The organism is Vibrio sp. 1F169, from assembly GCF_041439605.1.
GTDB lineage: Bacteria > Pseudomonadota > Gammaproteobacteria > Enterobacterales > Vibrionaceae > Vibrio > Vibrio tasmaniensis_A.
In genome coordinates, this window is the sequence record NZ_JBGOOI010000004.1 from 41,073 (window position 1) to 58,172 (window position 17,100).

The window sequence follows — 17,100 nt, forward strand, 5'->3', positions numbered from 1 at the left end:
TCTTGTTGTTTAGTCTTGTCCTCTAAAAGCTCAACCCGTTCATTCAACAGAAATCCGTTAACAAGCGTTCAGTAGTCGCGATAAGTAACGACAAGGACTACAAGCAGCTAAGCTATAACCTTCTTAAGCCCCACATCAGATACATGCCACCGATAATCGAAGCTACCAATCCTGCTGGGATCTCCTGTGGGTAAAGCCACTGTCTACCAAGCCAATCCGAGAACAACATCAGTGCCATACCAATTAACGAAGAACAGATCAGATGCTCTTTAGCACGGCTATAACCAAATAATCTCGCTATGTGTGGAGCCATCAAACCGATAAAGCTTAACGGGCCCACCACCAGTGTTGCGCTCACGGTTAAACATGCCACCAGCACCAACAATAGAATTCGAGATCTTGATACATTGATACCAAGAGATTGCGCACTCGCTTGCCCTAATGGCAACACATCCAACCATCGCGCACAGAGGAAACCTAACGAGATAAATACAACTGAAGATATCAGTAACGGAACGAGTGTTGCTTCGGTGACGTAATACGTTGAACCTGCCAACCAAGCCAGAACTTGATAACTTCTTGGATCACCGCCTGCCAATACAAAACTTTGCACAGCGTTCATCAGTGCCGTTATCGCAACGCCTGTTAATAGTACTCTTTCCGGTTGGAAGCCCGACTTCTGGTTAAGCACGACAATGATGCCCAAAGTACAGACCGCACCAATAAAGCCACCGACATAAAGGCCAACCACGTTGCTGCCAAAGCCCGCAAAGATTGCGATGATCAAACCTAATGCGGTACCAGAACTGATACCAATCACTTCTGGACTAGCCATTGGGTTGCCACTCAAACGCTGAACGATCGTACCAGCAACTGCCAGCATGCCGCCCGCCAATGCCGCTGCAGTTAATCGAGGTAAACGCCATTCGAGCATTGCCCAGTCTTGAGTTTGAAATAACCAACGCCAACCTTCAGTTTGTACAGAGAACAAACTAAACACGACCAACGACAGAACAATAAACAAGCTGGCTAATACCACTGAATATTTGTTTAAGCGAGAAGCTACTTCCTTATGACGCGTTAATACAGTTTGCGTTTGTGACTGGCTTTTCATTGATAACTTGGGTAATAACCACAACAACAGTGGAGCACCCAACGCAGCCGTTGCGGCCCCTGTCGGGACAAACATAGACATGATGCCCGGCAACTGTTGAATAAGCAGATCAGTAAGGCTTAACAACAAACCACCAAGTACCATCGAAACCAATAATTTAGGGACTAAACGGTGCACACCCATCAAGCGTGCTAACGCAGGGGCTGCTAAACCAACGAAACCGATAACACCCACAGCACTCACGACCCAAGCCGTTAGCAACACCGCCAAACCGAGACAAGCGACTCTCAATTTCGGTAACGAAACACCTAAACTCTTAGCGCCCTGCTCTGATAACTGGAGCAAACTCAGTGGTTTTACAAACAGAAACGCCATGAGAGTCGCAATCGATAAGCGTGGAGCCAAGTACTGAACATCTTCCCATCCGGTTTGAACCAATGAACCTGCGCCCCAAATCATTAAGCCATTCAGTTTGTCTTGGTTCATCATCAACAAAACAGTACTCACAGCAGCAAAATAGAGGTTCACGACCAAGCCAGACACAATCACGACGGTTGGAGATAAAGCACGTCGCCAAGACAAAACAAACACCAAACCAATCGTAGTTAGGCCACCAACAAGTGCCACCAACGAATAAGACCACTCCAAAAGCCAAGGGGCGTAAAGCGTCGCTAACATAAGTGCAAAGCTCGAACCGCTCGCGACACCTAATGTAGACGGTGAAGCCAATGGGTTTCTGAGCACCTGTTGCATCAAGACACCCGCCACTGCCAACGCTGCGCCAGATAGCAATGTAGTGAATAACCTCGGCCACCAAGCCAAATGCAGTTTCACTGAGTCAGGAGAAGTGAAATCAGCGCTCCACAAGCTAGAAAGTCGGCTCAATCCGAACTGAGATACAGATAAGTGTTGGCCCATTAACACCAGTGTAGAAACCATTAATAGTGTTAAAACACCAAACGAGAGAGCTCTCATAGCACGTCTTCTTGGTTCAATTCAGAAACAATGAACCTTGCAAAGCGTGTTGCAGAAGGTATCGCGCCGAAGCTCCACACCGCTGGTACTTGTAGCGCGGGATAGCCCGACTCTTTCACAATGTATTGCCAAAACTGATTTGCTTTAAGGCTCTCTTCAGTTCCTGCTGGCATTGGCGAAATAATCACGATTTGTCCTTTAACGCCAATAAGCTGATCGACACCAACCAAGCTGTAACCCCAAGCGTTGGTTTGCTCTTTCCATGCTGATTCAAGGCCAATCTTGTTTACTGAGGCTTTGTATAGGCTGTTATCCCCAAAGACGCGAACGTGATTAGTGTCCATGAATTGCACCATCAACATTGCAGGAGCACTGTTGGGTAGCAGAGATCCTAAACGATCCATTTCAGTGTTCGCTTTCTGAATCAAAACTTCAGCTTGAGGTTGTTTCTCAGAGACTTCTGCTAGCTTTCGAGTAACCGTTTCTAGCGCTGACCAATCAACATCACCACTTCGGTACAAACCAATGGTCGTAACAGGGGCAATTTTGCTAAGTTGAGTCTCCAACGTTGAAAACATTGGAGAGAGTAATATCTTGTCGGGTTTGAGCTCATGAATACGTTCAAGGTTTGGCTGTGTTCGTAAGCCAACATCCGCAACAGTTGGGGGAATTTGAGGAGACTTTACCCACGAGTTGTAATCGGGTATTTGCGCGACAGCAATAGGTGTAACGCCCAACGCCAAAAGCGTTTCAGTGTGAGTCCAATCGATGGAAACTAATCGAGGTCGATCGCCATCATTCAACCCAGATGTATCTTGATTGGCTAACGCAAGTGGAGAAAATACCAGTACGCTCGATATGACGACTATTGAAATAAGATTACGAGTGACGTGCGAGCGATGTAATATTGATTGGAAAGACTGTTTAAGCATCATGCTGGCTCCAAATCACCAGGCATCGCGACTGGGTAACCCGCAGAGTGTTGAGTAATGTGCATAGGCACACCATAGATATCTTTCAAGGTCGATTCTTTGAACACCTCATCAACCTCACCTTCGACTAATAGCTCGCCACTATGTAAGGCAATAATGTGGTCGCAGAAACGTGCAGCCATATTGATGTCGTGTATCACAATGATCACGCCAATTTCCAATGTTTCACTCAGGCGCTTAATCAATGTCAGCATTTCAATCTGATGACCAATATCGAGCGCTGCTAAAGGCTCATCCAGCAAAAGGTATTTGGTGCGTTGAGCCAACAGCATCGCAAGCCACACACGCTGGCGTTCACCACCCGATAAAGTATCCACCAAACGATCAGCGTATTGCGTTGTGTCGGTAAGTTGCATCGCCTCTTCAACGTATTGCTTATCTTTACTTGAAAGTCGACCTAATAGGCCGTGCCAAGGGTAGCGACCAAAACTCACCAGGTCTTTGCCGGATAAACTGTCGGTTGCAGGTAAATGTTGAGGTAAGTAAGAAATTTGTTGTGCGAAGTCCTTATCCGACCATTTAGCGACTGGTTTATCTTTCAGGAAAATATCGCCTGAAGTGGCGTGCTGTTGCTTCGCTAGCAACTTTAATAAGGTCGATTTCCCTGAGCCGTTATGCCCAACCAAAGCGTAGATTTTTCCTTGTTCAAACGACACATCAAATGTCTTGAGCAATTGCTTATCCCCTACGCTAAAACCGAGTCCCTTTGCTTCGAGCATATCTTCAACCTTAAAACACATCATTCACTAAAGAATTAATGAAATACGAACATATTCATAAAATCATTAACAGACACGCTTTTATACACTTGCAAAAACGCTAACGCAAACGATTTTCATTTAGATTAAACTGAATGTCGTACCAATTTATCCCTATATTTTAAAGAGTTAGAAGATTAATTTAGAGAAGGCAATCTGACGTTGATTCAAGATCTTGTCGCAACGAAGTTTAAGCATTTATGAAAATGCGCTCATAAGTAGATAGATGAGAAAGGCAGAGAGTTTCGTGTCTGTTAGGCTGTTTCCGAATATTCAGCCTAAAACGAAACGCTCATGACGTGATGATTGGGTTCGGTTTCAATCTCGACGATTGACCAACCAAGAGAAAGGTACAAAGGCGCAATATTGGTGTAGGCGTACAACTTAGACGTTGAATCTTTCGAGGGTTGGGATTGATAATAGTCTGGCATTTGTTCAACAGCTCGTTTAATCAATTCACTCGCAATACCTTGACCGCGCCATTGAGGTTCAACAAACACGGCGTTGATCCACACCACATCCCGCACTTGATGAGGTTCCTGAAAATGGGAATACGCCAAGCCACCAATGACCACATTATCGCGAAGTACTGTTATTGCTGGTGGTAGTTGCACGCTGTCTTTATAGGTATCTTTAAACTTGAAATCAGACCATTCGCTTTGAAATAAGCCTTCTAATTCACTCCAAAAAGGTGAACTTTCATCACAATTTCTAAAGATTACTTTCTGCATTTTTTCCATCCTTTGAAAGGGTAATTTGGCCATCCTAGCCTTGGTTTATATCAGTGTAGATAAAGCTACTCTTCTTCGTCGTAACTGTCTGCTGGGTCTTGATTGATTTCTTCGCCACACCCCAAGCATTCGGCTTGCAAATCTGTTGGCATCACAATAATCAAACCACAATGCGGGCATAAATCACCTTGTTGAAACATCCTGTTATTCCTTCTACGTCACAGCTATTGCTTCGGATACTTTTGCTTACTCGCTTCTAACCAATCATGGATGACTTGGCGAGCAGACTCCGATGGCGGCGCATTTCGTTTCCCACAAATCTGGTCAATTTCAAACGGAAAGGCTTTGCTTGGAACACGACGTAGGCCAATGGTTAAGCGCTGAGGCTTAAGCATTCGAAACACCACATAGCGATCGCTCATGATTCGATTGTGATAGACGCCAATACAATGTTTTTGTTCCACACCCTCTTGTTCAAGGTCGTAGTAATCAGTAAGCGGATGAATATTGTCATTACCGAGTAAAGGAACGGGATAAGGGATGTCCATGTCCACTGGCCGATTTCCTTCTAGACGGCGTAACTGACGCTGTTCTGTCCACCTATCATGCAGTTGCTCAAACATAGCAAAGGAATTTTGACTGGTGATGGCGCGCAATGGATCGTCCATCTCCAAATCTTGACCCAGTAAAATCGCGTCTTGGAACATGGCCATCTTTGAAGGCGCATTGAGCCTGCCCTCTTCAACCATTGCAATACCTAATCGACTGCCGGTTAAAAACGGATGAACTTGGTCCAAACGCAGGGCTGTGTATCCAACTTTTGAGTAATGCTTAAACTTAAGAACTCGCCTTTGCAGCGGTTCGAGAATTCGTACAATGTGGTCAAGCTCATCACCGACGTTGTAATGAAGCTCTAGCTTATCGATGAATTTTAGGGTCGCTTTACTGCCGTCTAAGCCCAGTTTGGTTAAGATTCTCTTTTGCCCTAGGCGACTCAGTTCCAACGCTTTCTTGTTATCGACACTGTGCTTCATGCAGATTAATGCCAAAATAACCGGCCTCAATTCAAGCAGTTGAGCTGCTTCATAAGTATTCGCCGCGAGCCACAACATCTGGTATTGATACTCTGGGAAATCATCGGTGATCTCACGATAACGAGCTGGCAATGAATCTAACCAACGACCATTCACATCAAACTGCTCAACGAGGTTTAAGCTCAAGCCAATACCACCATCGAGCGGTCGTCTACCATCTTCAAATACGTGAAAACCGACAAGTTTTTGAGACCAATCGCGGATCTCAATATCGTAGTCAAAGCCTAATGTTCGAGTTGGGATGGTGAGTAATGCTGTCATTAATGCCTCTTGGTTATTGACGAGTTGGACTAGCGAGCTTATCTAATAGCAAAAAGCGTAAAGATCGAACTCACTTCACTATAACAACCTTTTGTAAATTTCTTATCAATCAAAGCGATATAAATACGAGAGTACTTAGAAGATCTTTGAATGATGATTTTACGTAATATGAGACCTCTTCGATATCATTTACTTAGAGAGAAACTATGCTTGTAACATCACTAATAACAAGAGGCTTTAATTATGGAATACCGACATATTCTGGTCGCACTTGAAATGTCTGATGACTCGAAAATACTCATTGATAGAGCAACCTTCTTCGCGAACAAACTAGAAACGGAACTTTCGTTTGTTTATATCGACGGTACTCACGGAGAAATCTACCCAGAACTCGTTGATATTCAAAAAAATAATGGTGACTTACCTGTCAATGATGATGCGATAAAACACTTAAGAGAGTTTGAGGCTTACGCTAAACAGCCGGTTCAGCATATTTTTGTAGGTACGGGTGATTTGAATGACAAACTCAAAGATGCTGTGAAAACACACAACATTGATCTAATGCTCTGTGGTCATCATCATGATTTTTGGCATAAGATCATCTCGCACTCGAAGCAATTGATAGACTCTTCTCCCGTCGACATACTCGTCGTTCCTATGGACTAGAGCTCGTTCCTAAAGACTGACTGCTGCTATGGACTAGAGCTTCTAAAGGCTCACGTCTCCTAAAGACTGTCGATCTTAAGAAATAGCTGTTTGTGCTTATAAAGCCAGACTTGATGAGCCAACCTCTATCGGTATTATTGGTTGGCTTCTATCCCCTCCTCAATCCTCTTCTTTCCCCAAATTCAACCATTACCCATTTGACGTAATCATTTGTGATCTTGTTTGTTCATCCACTCGTAACCGTCTAATAACTAACAAATCACGAGTGCAAGCAATGAAAAAGATTGGTCTCTATCTTTTTACGAACGACTTAAGAATCAACGACAATCAATTGCTCCATTACGCTGCGCAGAGCGTCGATAAACTCATTTGCGTGATTGTCGAACCCACTTTGGTTCGTTTCTCTGCTGGTTTAGCACAAGAGCAAAATTATGGCGCACATCGCCAGGCTTTTGTTTCACAATCGATAGCCAATTTAGAATCGAATTTAGTAAAGCTTGGGCAGCAACTTGTCGTAATTCACAGTAACCAATTAGAACCAGGCGCTGCTGAGCAAACACTCAGCCAAATTATTGCTACACAGCACGTCACCCACTTTTTCGCCAATGCACACTGCGGTTACGATGAGCGACTATTGATTCGATCAATACAAAGACAGTCGCCTAACTTAGTAATGTGTTTACCACATCACTCAACCTTGTTTGACTCACATGAGCTACCGTTCGAATTCTCAAAAGTCCCGAGCTCTTTTACCAAATTTAGAAAGCTAGTCGAGCACTTAGACGTTAATCGCAATGAGACGGTTATTTCAGCTCTACCACCAGCAGTGAGACTAGCATCGACATCGACAATCTCATTATTCAGTTCACCAAATGATGAAAGCGCAGTAATAAGCGATTATTTGGGCGGAGAAGATGCCGGACTAGCGCATTTAGAAAACTACTTTTCACATGACTACGCTTTTAATTACAAGCAGACTCGAAACGCATTTGACGGCATCGAAAATTCAACCAAGTTCTCGCCGTGGTTAGCGCTCGGCTGCGTTTCGCCTAAAACGATTTATCGCCATTTGAAACAGTTCGAAGCCGAACAAGGCAGTAACGATTCGACCTATTGGATCTACTTTGAGTTGTTATGGCGCGAATATTTCTATTGGAAGTGCTTATCACTGGGCTCGTCGTTGTTCGGTGATTCTTCAAACCGTGAACTCTACAGCCCTAACTCCTCGGCAACGTCGAACCGCGATTTCGCTAAATGGAAAAGTGGCAATACCAACTACCCGATTGTCGACGCGTGTATGCGCCAACTTAACGAAACAGGCTATATGTCGAATAGAGGACGACAGCTGGCCGCTAGCTGTTTGATCTACGAACTAGGGATCGATTGGCGACACGGCGCAGCCTATTTTGAGAGCCAACTTATCGACTATGACGTGGCATCAAACTGGGGCAATTGGGCGTATATAGCCGGAGCGCTGAGACCTCAGGTAAGCACTCAAACCAACAAGCAAAAGAATACCAACCAAGCACAACCCAAATCACGTCATTTTGATTTGGGTAAGCAAACGGATATGTACGACCCAAACCATACGTTTATCAACAAGTGGAATGCGAGCAGCAAAGAACTTGTCTTAACCAACAATCGGGATGTGTTATGAATTTCAAAACCGTGCGCCTTGTCTTAGGCGACCAACTCAATATCCAGCACTCTTGGTATCAACAGGTTGATGACGAGGTCATTTACATCATCGCTGAACTTAAGCAAGAGACTGACTACGTTGCATCGCACATCCAAAAGGTGGCCGCTTTTTTCTCTGCGATGGGCTATTTTGCCGACGAACTCAAACAACAAGGTCATCAGGTACTCCACTTCACTCTTGATGACACCACGCAATTTGAAAATCTCGATGCTCTATTGCAATACTACGTACACGAATTCGGCGCAGAGAAATTCGAATATCAAAGGCCAGATGAATATCGCCTTTTAGAACAGATGAACAAGCTCAAACTTACTAATGCAACCAAAGGTTGTTGTGATTCCGAACACTTCCTCTTTCCATTCGAAGAAATCGAACAACAGTTTCCGAAAGACAAACACATCATGATGGAACACTTCTATCGTCGAATGAGAAAGCGTTTTGACATTTTGCTAGAAGACGGAAAGCCAGTTGGCGGCAAATGGAATTACGATGCGAACAATCGAAAGAAACTCAAGAAACAAGACATTGAAAGCCTGCCTCAACCTCTGATGTTTGCCAACGACATTTCCGCGATTTTAGAACGCATCGAGCGTCATCAAACTCAAACCATTGGTGAAGTTGGCGACCAATTATTATGGCCAGTTAACCGCGCACAAAGCTTGTCTCTGCTCGCGCACTTCTGCCAAGTCTGTCTACCGCTGTTCGGTCAGTTTCAAGATGCGATGACGACAGAACACGACTCAAAATGGAGCTTGTACCATAGCCGCCTCTCCTTTTCGATGAACAGCAAACTGCTAAGCCCCCAAGAAGTGATTGATGCTGCGCTGTCGGCTTATCAGGCCTCTTCTAAGATAAACACACCCACTATCGACATTGCACAAGTCGAAGGGTTTGTACGCCAAATACTGGGGTGGCGAGAGTACATACGCGCCGTCTATTGGGCAAACATGCCTGCGTACGCCAATAAAAATCATTATTCAGCAACCAATAAGCTGCCCCATTATTTTTGGGACGGACAAACCAATATGAATTGCATGAAGCATGCGATTGACCAGTCCCTTGAGTTTGCTTACGCGCATCACATCCAAAGGTTAATGATCACTGGCAACTTCTGCTTAATTACGGGCATAGACCCCGACCAAGTAGACAGTTGGTACCTTGGTATATACGTCGACGCGATTGAGTGGGTCGAAATGCCAAATACGCGAGGTATGGCACTGTTTGCGGATGGCGGGATCGTCGGAACCAAACCATACTCTGCCAGCGGTTCTTACATCAACCGTATGAGTGACTACTGCAAAGGCTGTCATTACCAAATTAAAGAACGCAGCGGAGAGCAATCTTGCCCTTTCAATAGCTTGTACTGACGCTTTATGAACCAGCACCGCGATGCGTTAAACCGTAACCCACGCATGGGCATGTTATATCGCTCTTGGGACAATATGGATGAACAAGACCAACAAGCGATACTCGAGACCGCAGAACAACGAATCACAAACTTGGAGAATTTATAATGGTTGAGCAACTCAGATTACACATTTTGGTGGTCGGTGGGAGTGGCGGTATCGGTTTCGCTGTGGTTAAACACCTATTATCTGAGCTGTCTCGCTTTGATTTTCTTGATGTGCATGTCGACGCGACTTACCACTCTCAACAGCCAGAACTAGAAAACAGTCGTTTGAACTGGCACAAAGTCGATGCAACCAACGAAGCTGATATTGAGCAACTCAGCAAACAGTTTGAAAAATTGGACTGGTTGATAAACTGCGTGGGTATGCTCCACACTCCAGATCTTGGGCCAGAAAAGAACTTGTCGTCTATCGACCCTGAATTTTTCCTGAAAAACATCTCTGTGAATACCCTACCCAGCTTGTTATTGGCAAAGCACTTCACTCCAATTCTTAGAACGAGTGACAATCCAAAATTTGCTGTGGTTTCCGCAAAGGTAGGTAGTATTTCAGACAACCGATTAGGCGGTTGGTATAGCTATCGCTCATCGAAGGCAGCCCTTAACATGTTCATCAAAACCATGTCGATCGAATGGCAACGCACCATTAAGAAAGGCACCGTGTTGGCTCTGCACCCGGGCACGACAGACACGGCTCTATCGAAACCTTTTCAGACCAATGTCCCTGAAGGTAAGTTGTTTGAGTCGAGCTATGTCGCCCATCAATTGGTGGACATCATTCGCACTGCTACACCGGATAACAGTGGTCACTTCTACGCTTACGATGGTGAGCAGTTAAAGTGGTAGTTAATACCAGTGGCCGTCTTTCATGAGTGTTAAAAAAAATAACCCAACAGAGTTGAGGCTCTATTGGGTTATTTTTTGAAAGAACGCCTGAGTTTTTTAAGGCGTTATGACTGACATTTTACGAAAGATCAAAACGGGTCATTACGACTACTCAGCCCAATTGAACTTACTGTCGTCTACACCTTCTTTCTCTTCTTTAACACGCTCGCGTCGGTGTTGTTCTTCAATTCGCGCAGCATCTATCTCTTGCATAATGGCTTCGATGTCTGCCAAATCGTCAGTTTCTGTAAACTCGCCCGTCAGCTTGCTGTCTGGCTTTAAGTCGCCTTTCTCGTAAAGCGCCCACATTTCCTTGGCATACTCGGTTTTCGCCAATTCAGGAGCAAACTGAGCGTAGTAGTCACGGATATTATTGATGTCACGAGCCAACATCCACTCAGCGTTGTTGTTCGCCGAAGCATCAACCGCTTGTGGTAGATCGATAATCACCGGACCGTATTCATCAACCAATACGTTAAACTCAGACAAGTCACCATGGATCAAACCAACGCAAAGCATTTTAACCACGTAAGTCATCATCACCGCATGATCTTCAATCGCTTGTTCTGGTGGCATTACAACATCGTTCAAACGTGGTACAACATAACCATCATCGTCAGTGACCAGTTCCATAAGCAGCACGCCATCAAAGCAACCGTAAGGGACAGGCACACGTACGCCCGCTTCTGCCAGTTTATATAAGGCATCCACTTCAGCACTTTGCCAAACCTTTTCTTGTTGCTCTCGACCAAAGCCAGAGCCTTTTTCCATCGCTCGAGCACGGCGGCTATTTCGGACTTTTCGGCCTTCACGATACGCGGTCGCTTTTTTAAAGCTGCGCTGGCTAATTTCCTTATATACCTTGGCACAACGGATCGTATCACCACAGCGTACTATGTACACTGACGCTTCTTTGCCACTCATGAGTTGGCTTTTCACCTCGTCGACTAAACCATCGTCAACTAAGGGCTGTATTCTTTTAGGTATCTTCATGTCGTCTTTATACATGAGTTACCTGACAGATAAAATATTAACTCGTTAAATGAGTGGTTATTCTCAATAGATTCTTAAATGAAGGGAGATTATGTGGGTTTTGTCTTGTGGCGACGACAACGTTCAGAGCAATAAATCACCTCTTCCCAACAACGTTGCCATTTTTTACGCCATGAGAATGGTTTGAGGCAAACGGGACATGTCTTGGTGCGTAGATGTTGTTTCTTGTGCATGACCGCTTCCTTGTCGATGAATCCATTAACCTATTCGTTGAAGAGAGATTCCCTATTACGCTCGTTCCTGACTTTAGCGAGTGACGACGATGTGATTGATAACAACCCCGACTCCGTCATCCTCGAGAAGGAGGAACGACCGAGTCGGGGATCGCTTCATCTAGCTCTGCTTCTATTTCTGCGCTGATAAATATAGCAAGAACCTAAGCGACAACCTTGTACTGTTTCTCCATCTCGCTCACGCCAAGGCCTGAATGTTTCGTCACTTTAAGTTGCACAGGCACACGCTCTTTCAGTGCTTCAACGTGGCTGATTACGCCTATCATCTTGCCTGACGCATTCAAGTTATCCAGCGCGTTTAGAGCAATGTCTAATGTGTCACTATCGAGCGTGCCGAAACCTTCATCTAAGAACAGAGAATCAATACTGGTTTTGTAGCTCACAAGATCAGAAAGCGCTAATGCCAGCGCCAAGCTCACCAAAAAGCTTTCGCCACCTGATAACGTCTTGGTGTCACGCATCACATCGCCCTGCCATGTGTCGAGCACTTGCAGTTCTAAACCATCGTCGGCTTTACGTTTTAGCTCGTAACGACCATGCAAACGCTGTAGCTGCTTGTTGGCCAAGTACACCAAGTTTTCCAGTGTTAGACCTTGAGCAAACTTACGGAACTTGTCGCCGTTCTTAGAACCAATAAGTGAATTCAGACGTGAGATATCATCGAACTCGATCTGTTGCTCGTCGATTTTCTTGAACAGATCTTGCTGATTGCTGCGGTTCTGGCTATCCGTTTCAAGATTGGCAGAAATTGCACCGATCTTTGTCGCATGGCTTTGCTGTGCGTTTTGACACTCAGTAGTCGCTTCTTCAACTTGCTGTTGGTCTTGCTCTTGCCATGCTTTCGCATTTTCGTGATTTTGTAGCTCCACTTGTGTCGCTTTGGCGGTGTTCAACCTAGCTTGCGCACTGACAATCGCTTCGTCTAAAAACTTCTTCAGGCTTTGAAGTTGAATTCTAATCTCTTCGTCTAACAACGCCGCTTCAAAATCAGACTCAACTTCGAAAGGACTAGCTTTCAGTGCTTGTAACCAAACATTCAACGCTTGTGTATGACTTGACTGCTTGCTGATCAACTCGCCAGAGAAGCTGGTGTGTTTGGTTTGCTCAGTTCGATGCTCCAGTTCACAACGGTTAAGCACCAACTGCGCAGCATCAAATGCATTTACCGCGTCAGTGACTTTTTGCTTCATCGCATTGCTGGTGGCTTGAATGTCTTTGTCACCAAACAACTCAGTTCTTTCAGCCGTTACACGAGTGAGCTCTGACACTAAAGACTCATGCTCTTGCGTCAGTGTCGCAAGCTCTTTCTCAACACTGCTTAGCTTGTCATCTAAAGTTTTCAGTTCGGCATTTTGAGTAATCAGCTGCTTTTCAATATCGGCCTGTTGCTGTTTAGTTTGCTGCCAAGTGCTTGATGCCTGTGATTTTGCAGTAAACCAATCATCGATATGTTCAAGTTCAGGCGCTTCGATAGCCGTTTGAACAATGCTCTCTTTCAAAGCGTTCCATTGCTGATCTTTCGCTTGAGCAATCTGAGTCACTTGCTCGTTTGCGACTTGGTTTTGCTTATTCAGATCCGCTAAGCGTTGCTCGGCCAACTCGAGATTAGACTTCGCCTTGTCAGCCATAACACTTACCGACAAGCGTTGTTTCTCAGCTTCGGCATAGTGTGCTTTAGCATCACCCAACGCTTTGAGTTGCTGCGAGAACTGACTTAGTTGAAGTTCACACTGCTGAGCAAAGGTCGCGACTGTAGCTTCATTGCCTAAATCGTTTACCGTTAGCAGTGCTAGCTCTGGAGCCGTGTCAACGAAATCAGATAAGCTCTGTTGAAGCTTGCCGACAACGCCTTGCCAATTCAGTTGAGCTTGTTGAATATCCGCTTGCGCTCGCTGAATGTCATCGTTAAGCGCCGCAATCATAGGGGCCAGAGAATCTAACTGCTGACGATGCTCTTGGCCTTCTTTTTTGATGGCCGTTAACTCTAGGTTTTCCGTTTCTTTTTGAGCAACCAAATTTGCAGTGTCTTGTGACTGTTCAATCGAATGGTCTGTTGAACCACATAGCGGGCACTCAGAGCCTGATTCTAGAGCTGCACGGTACTTCGCCAACTCGCCTTCTTGATCAATCAAACGCGTTAATCGCTCAAGCGAAGTCTCTTTCTCTTTATATCGCTCCACCAACACTTCACGTTCTTTCGAAAGCTTGTCGACCAATTGGATGTTGGTCTGATGTGCCTGAGTTTTTGCGTGCAGGTGTTGCTGGGCATTTAGGAAGCCACGGTTGATCTCAAGTAATGAGTGCGTATTGCGATTCCAGTACTCCAACAGATCTTTTTGCGCATTCAATACTTGTTCGCTGGTGTTGCCTTGCAATGCTTCCCACTGTTGCTTTGCACTACTCTCTAACACAACCAATTCACTTAAAGTTTTGTCTTGCGTTGCTTTGGCTTGTTGCGCACTTTTGATAACCGCTTGCTGAGCATCAAGAGCCGACAAAGCTTGCTTAGCCGAGTTTAACTGTTCCGCATGTTGACGCTCTAGCGTACGAACTTGCTCAACTTTGGCTTGCCACTGACCTAAGTATTTTTCCAGATGTTGGTCAGCTTGATGTGTATTTAAGTACTCAGTGCTGAGTTGATCTTGTTGCTTCAGTGCATCAATTTTTTGGACTAAAACAATCTGTTGATTACGCTGTTGCGTGTGTTGCTCGTTTAGCGTATTTGCTGCATTAACGGCCGCAGTTTGCTTATCTTTGAGTACGGTAATTTGGTTGTCTAGCGGACGTACGAGATCGATGATCTTCTCTTGATCTTGTTGCTCGGCTTTAACCTGTTCGACAATTGCACTGCTTTGAGTCAGTTGAGTTTGCGCGTCTTGCTTCTCTACATCACGAAGGGCAAGTAACTTGGTGCTGTTATCTAAGTGAGCTTGAGTAGTGTTCACCTCTTGTTCGCAACGCTTTAAATCTTTGTGCATTGGGCGCAGCTTTTCAGCCGGCTCACTGTTTGCCAAGCGCTCTAATGAAGGTTGGTTACGGCCTAGTTCATCTTGAGCGGTTTTACAATCGTGCTCACTGGTTGCAATAGTTTGCTGAGCTTTGGTCACGTCTTTCCACCAGCTTAGATGCGCTTGCCACTCTTTTAACTGCTCAGCTAATCGCTTCTGTTCGGTTTCTAACGTTTCACGCTCTGCGGTTAGCTCTTGGATTTGCTCTTCAGACAGTAAGCTAACCCCTTCAGCTTTCGCTTTTAGGTGGTTGAGTGATTCTTCGCTCGATTTGAAGTGGTCGTATATACGCTCTGAAATCAGGCTATAAATTTCGGTACCCGTAAGCTCTTCCAATAACTCGGCACGGTCGTTAGCGTTGGCATTCAAGAAAGCAGCAAACTCACCTTGCGACAGCATGATAGATTTAGTAAATCGTGAAAAGTCCAAACCGGTCACGGTCTCAACCATCTTAATTTTCTTAGTGAGCTGCGTTTCTAATACAGCATCACTATCAGCATCCGCAAATTCACAGGTTGGTGTCTGCAGCGCACCGTCGTGTTTTCCGCGCGCTCTCTTATGATGAAAATTAGAACGGTAAGTTTTACCCTTCACTTCAAATTCAATCTCAGCGAAACACTCACCGGTACCGCGCGTCATTAGCTCGTTGGTGCCTTTAGCGATACTTTTCAAACGTGGTGTTCGGTGGAACAGTGCCAAACAAATCGCATCAAGAATCGTTGTCTTACCCGCACCCGTTGGGCCGGTGATCGCAAACAGACCATTTTCTGCAAACGGTGACTGAGTAAAGTCGAGCTTCCAACGACCTTTCAGAGAGTTCAGGTTTTCAAATTCTAGGCTTAAAATCTTCATATTCGTTACTCACCTGTCCCTTTTTGCGCTTCTATTTCTTCTTGGCTATCCGCACCGTAAGAGACTTCAACCATCACTTGTTTAAACTTCACCGTCATGCGCTCTAAACGCGCTTTTTCAGAATCGGTTTCAAACTCTTCTAAGGCAATACGCTTCGTAAACACGTCCATCGGGCTCAGTTCAGATAAGGTTTCTGCCGACTCTTGCTCTAATGCTTGATTGCGACGCTCTCTTGCTCTGCGCAGTTGAAGTACTTCCACATTCAAACCGTCAGTCAATGAACGCATACGTTCTTGTAGATCCGACAAGTAATCTTGCGCTTGCACTTCTATCGATAACCACACGCTTTGTTCGCTATCTAAACCTATGTATTGGTTCAGCTGAGATTCGATCTCGCTCAAGTCGCCTTTGATTTCAGCTAGAGGTTGGAATGTAGGAACAGGCAATTGAGAAATGGTGCGCTCACCTTCAACAAACTCAACAACACACACTTGTTTCTGAGATTTAAGTTCATCAAAGCTTAGTGGGATTGGAGAGCCTGAATAACGAATGTATTCACGCTTTGCCACCACTTGTGGGCGATGGATATGACCAAGTGCGATATAGTCTGCATCTGGGAAGCCATCAGCGGCGAAACCATCAAGGTTGCCAACATAGATATCACGCACCGAATCCGATTGTTGGACACCCATCGCTGTTAAATGACCAGTAGCGATAATCGGCATGTGCTCGCTGTTTTCAAACGTCGCACGTTTTTCTAAAGCGGCATCATAAACACTTTGGTAGTGCTGTTTGATTGCATCGCCGAGTTGCTTCTGACGCTCTACACCAGTAACACCCGCCTGGCTGGTCAACACATCGCGAGGGCGAATAAAGGGAATGGCACAAACCAGCGCTTCTACATCGCCGTTCTTGCCTTTTAGTTCGACAACCTGAGTCGCATGATCTTCATTGGTATTAGGAATCACATCGGCACCCATGTATTTGAGCAGCTGTTGTGTCTCTTTAAGCACAGACACCGAATCGTGATTTCCACCTAACAACACCAATTGGCAGCCGATCTTGCTCGAGTCGACCACAAACTTGTTATACATCTCACGAGCGTAACTCGGCGGTGTGCTGGTATCAAAAATATCGCCAGCAACAATGATCGCGTCGATGTTGTGCTCAGTAACTTGCTCAAGTAACCATTGTAAAAACCGTTCATGTTCATTCTTACGGCTTTTATTGTAGAAGTTTTGGCCAAGGTGCCAATCGGACGTGTGAAGAATCTTCATTGCTGCTCACTGGAAGTCGGTAATAGCTTTAATTTACCAAAATAGTCGACAAAATACCCTTTTATAAGCTTGTGAAAACCAACTAATTTCAGGC

13 protein-coding genes and 1 pseudogene are annotated in these 17,100 nt (G+C 45.1%); 4 read left to right on the plus strand and 10 right to left on the minus strand.

Annotated elements, in window-relative coordinates; translation table 11 throughout:
• Window positions 1–112 precede the first annotated feature (112 nt).
• The 6 genes from fhuB to ACED53_RS02730 all read right to left on the minus strand — a co-directional run bounded on the left by fhuB (window position 113) and on the right by ACED53_RS02730 (window position 5,925).
• Window positions 113–2,089 carry a Fe(3+)-hydroxamate ABC transporter permease FhuB gene (fhuB, locus tag ACED53_RS02705; protein ID WP_017099874.1) on the minus strand — a complete coding sequence of 659 codons (1,977 nt, stop codon included), beginning with the start codon at window positions 2,087–2,089 and terminating at the stop codon, window positions 113–115.
• Window positions 2,086–3,024, minus strand: coding sequence for an ABC transporter substrate-binding protein (locus tag ACED53_RS02710; RefSeq protein WP_017099873.1), 939 nt, complete (start codon window positions 3,022–3,024; stop codon window positions 2,086–2,088). The genes fhuB and ACED53_RS02710 overlap by 4 nt, the downstream gene beginning before the upstream one ends.
• On the minus strand, window positions 3,021–3,800 hold the full coding sequence (locus ACED53_RS02715) for an ABC transporter ATP-binding protein (protein ID WP_029225360.1): 780 nt from the start codon (window positions 3,798–3,800) through the stop codon (window positions 3,021–3,023). Before ACED53_RS02715 ends, ACED53_RS02710 begins: the two co-directional genes overlap by 4 nt.
• Window positions 3,801–4,117: 317 nt before the next feature.
• Complete coding sequence (locus ACED53_RS02720; protein ID WP_029225359.1) at window positions 4,118–4,570, minus strand: GNAT family N-acetyltransferase; 453 nt, start codon at window positions 4,568–4,570, stop codon at window positions 4,118–4,120.
• Between the two features lie 65 nt (window positions 4,571–4,635).
• Window positions 4,636–4,770, minus strand: coding sequence for a hypothetical protein (locus tag ACED53_RS02725; protein ID WP_017099870.1), 135 nt, complete (start codon window positions 4,768–4,770; stop codon window positions 4,636–4,638).
• A gap of 24 nt (window positions 4,771–4,794) precedes the next feature.
• Window positions 4,795–5,925: a PcfJ domain-containing protein gene (locus ACED53_RS02730; protein WP_017099869.1), complete on the minus strand. Its 1,131-nt coding sequence runs from the start codon at window positions 5,923–5,925 to the stop codon at window positions 4,795–4,797.
• A 243-nt stretch (window positions 5,926–6,168) separates the two neighbouring features.
• Here ACED53_RS02730 and ACED53_RS02735 point away from each other — a divergent pair, with 243 nt between their 5' ends.
• The 4 genes and pseudogenes from ACED53_RS02735 (at window position 6,169) to ACED53_RS02750 (ending at window position 10,544) form a co-directional block, all read left to right on the plus strand.
• On the plus strand, window positions 6,169–6,591 hold the full coding sequence (locus tag ACED53_RS02735) for a universal stress protein (protein WP_102579981.1): 423 nt from the start codon (window positions 6,169–6,171) through the stop codon (window positions 6,589–6,591).
• Between the two features lie 274 nt (window positions 6,592–6,865).
• Window positions 6,866–8,248 carry a DASH family cryptochrome gene (locus ACED53_RS02740; RefSeq protein ID WP_017099867.1) on the plus strand — a complete coding sequence of 461 codons (1,383 nt, stop codon included), beginning with the start codon at window positions 6,866–6,868 and terminating at the stop codon, window positions 8,246–8,248.
• Window positions 8,245–9,804 (plus strand): annotated as a pseudogene (locus ACED53_RS02745) (cryptochrome/photolyase family protein). Before ACED53_RS02740 ends, ACED53_RS02745 begins: the two are co-directional and overlap by 4 nt.
• The gene (locus ACED53_RS02750) at window positions 9,804–10,544 is read left to right on the plus strand and encodes an SDR family oxidoreductase (RefSeq protein WP_017099865.1); all 741 of its coding nucleotides are present in this window, start codon (window positions 9,804–9,806) and stop codon (window positions 10,542–10,544) included. Before ACED53_RS02745 ends, ACED53_RS02750 begins: the two are co-directional and overlap by 1 nt.
• Before the next feature lie 147 nt (window positions 10,545–10,691).
• Here ACED53_RS02750 and ACED53_RS02755 read toward each other — a convergent pair whose 3' ends face one another.
• From ACED53_RS02755 to sbcD, 4 genes are all read right to left on the minus strand, one after another.
• On the minus strand, window positions 10,692–11,576 hold the full coding sequence (locus ACED53_RS02755) for a PA4780 family RIO1-like protein kinase (RefSeq protein WP_081326152.1): 885 nt from the start codon (window positions 11,574–11,576) through the stop codon (window positions 10,692–10,694).
• An 89-nt stretch (window positions 11,577–11,665) separates the two neighbouring features.
• Window positions 11,666–11,809, minus strand: a complete 144-nt coding sequence (locus ACED53_RS02760; protein ID WP_102579980.1) for a DUF2256 domain-containing protein — start codon at window positions 11,807–11,809, stop codon at window positions 11,666–11,668.
• 203 nt (window positions 11,810–12,012) lie between these two features.
• The gene (locus ACED53_RS02765; RefSeq protein WP_017099862.1) at window positions 12,013–15,729 is read right to left on the minus strand and encodes an AAA family ATPase; all 3,717 of its coding nucleotides are present in this window, start codon (window positions 15,727–15,729) and stop codon (window positions 12,013–12,015) included.
• Between the two features lie 5 nt (window positions 15,730–15,734).
• Window positions 15,735–17,006 carry an exonuclease subunit SbcD gene (gene sbcD / locus ACED53_RS02770; protein WP_017099861.1) on the minus strand — a complete coding sequence of 424 codons (1,272 nt, stop codon included), beginning with the start codon at window positions 17,004–17,006 and terminating at the stop codon, window positions 15,735–15,737.
• Between the last annotated feature and the right edge of the window lie 94 nt (window positions 17,007–17,100).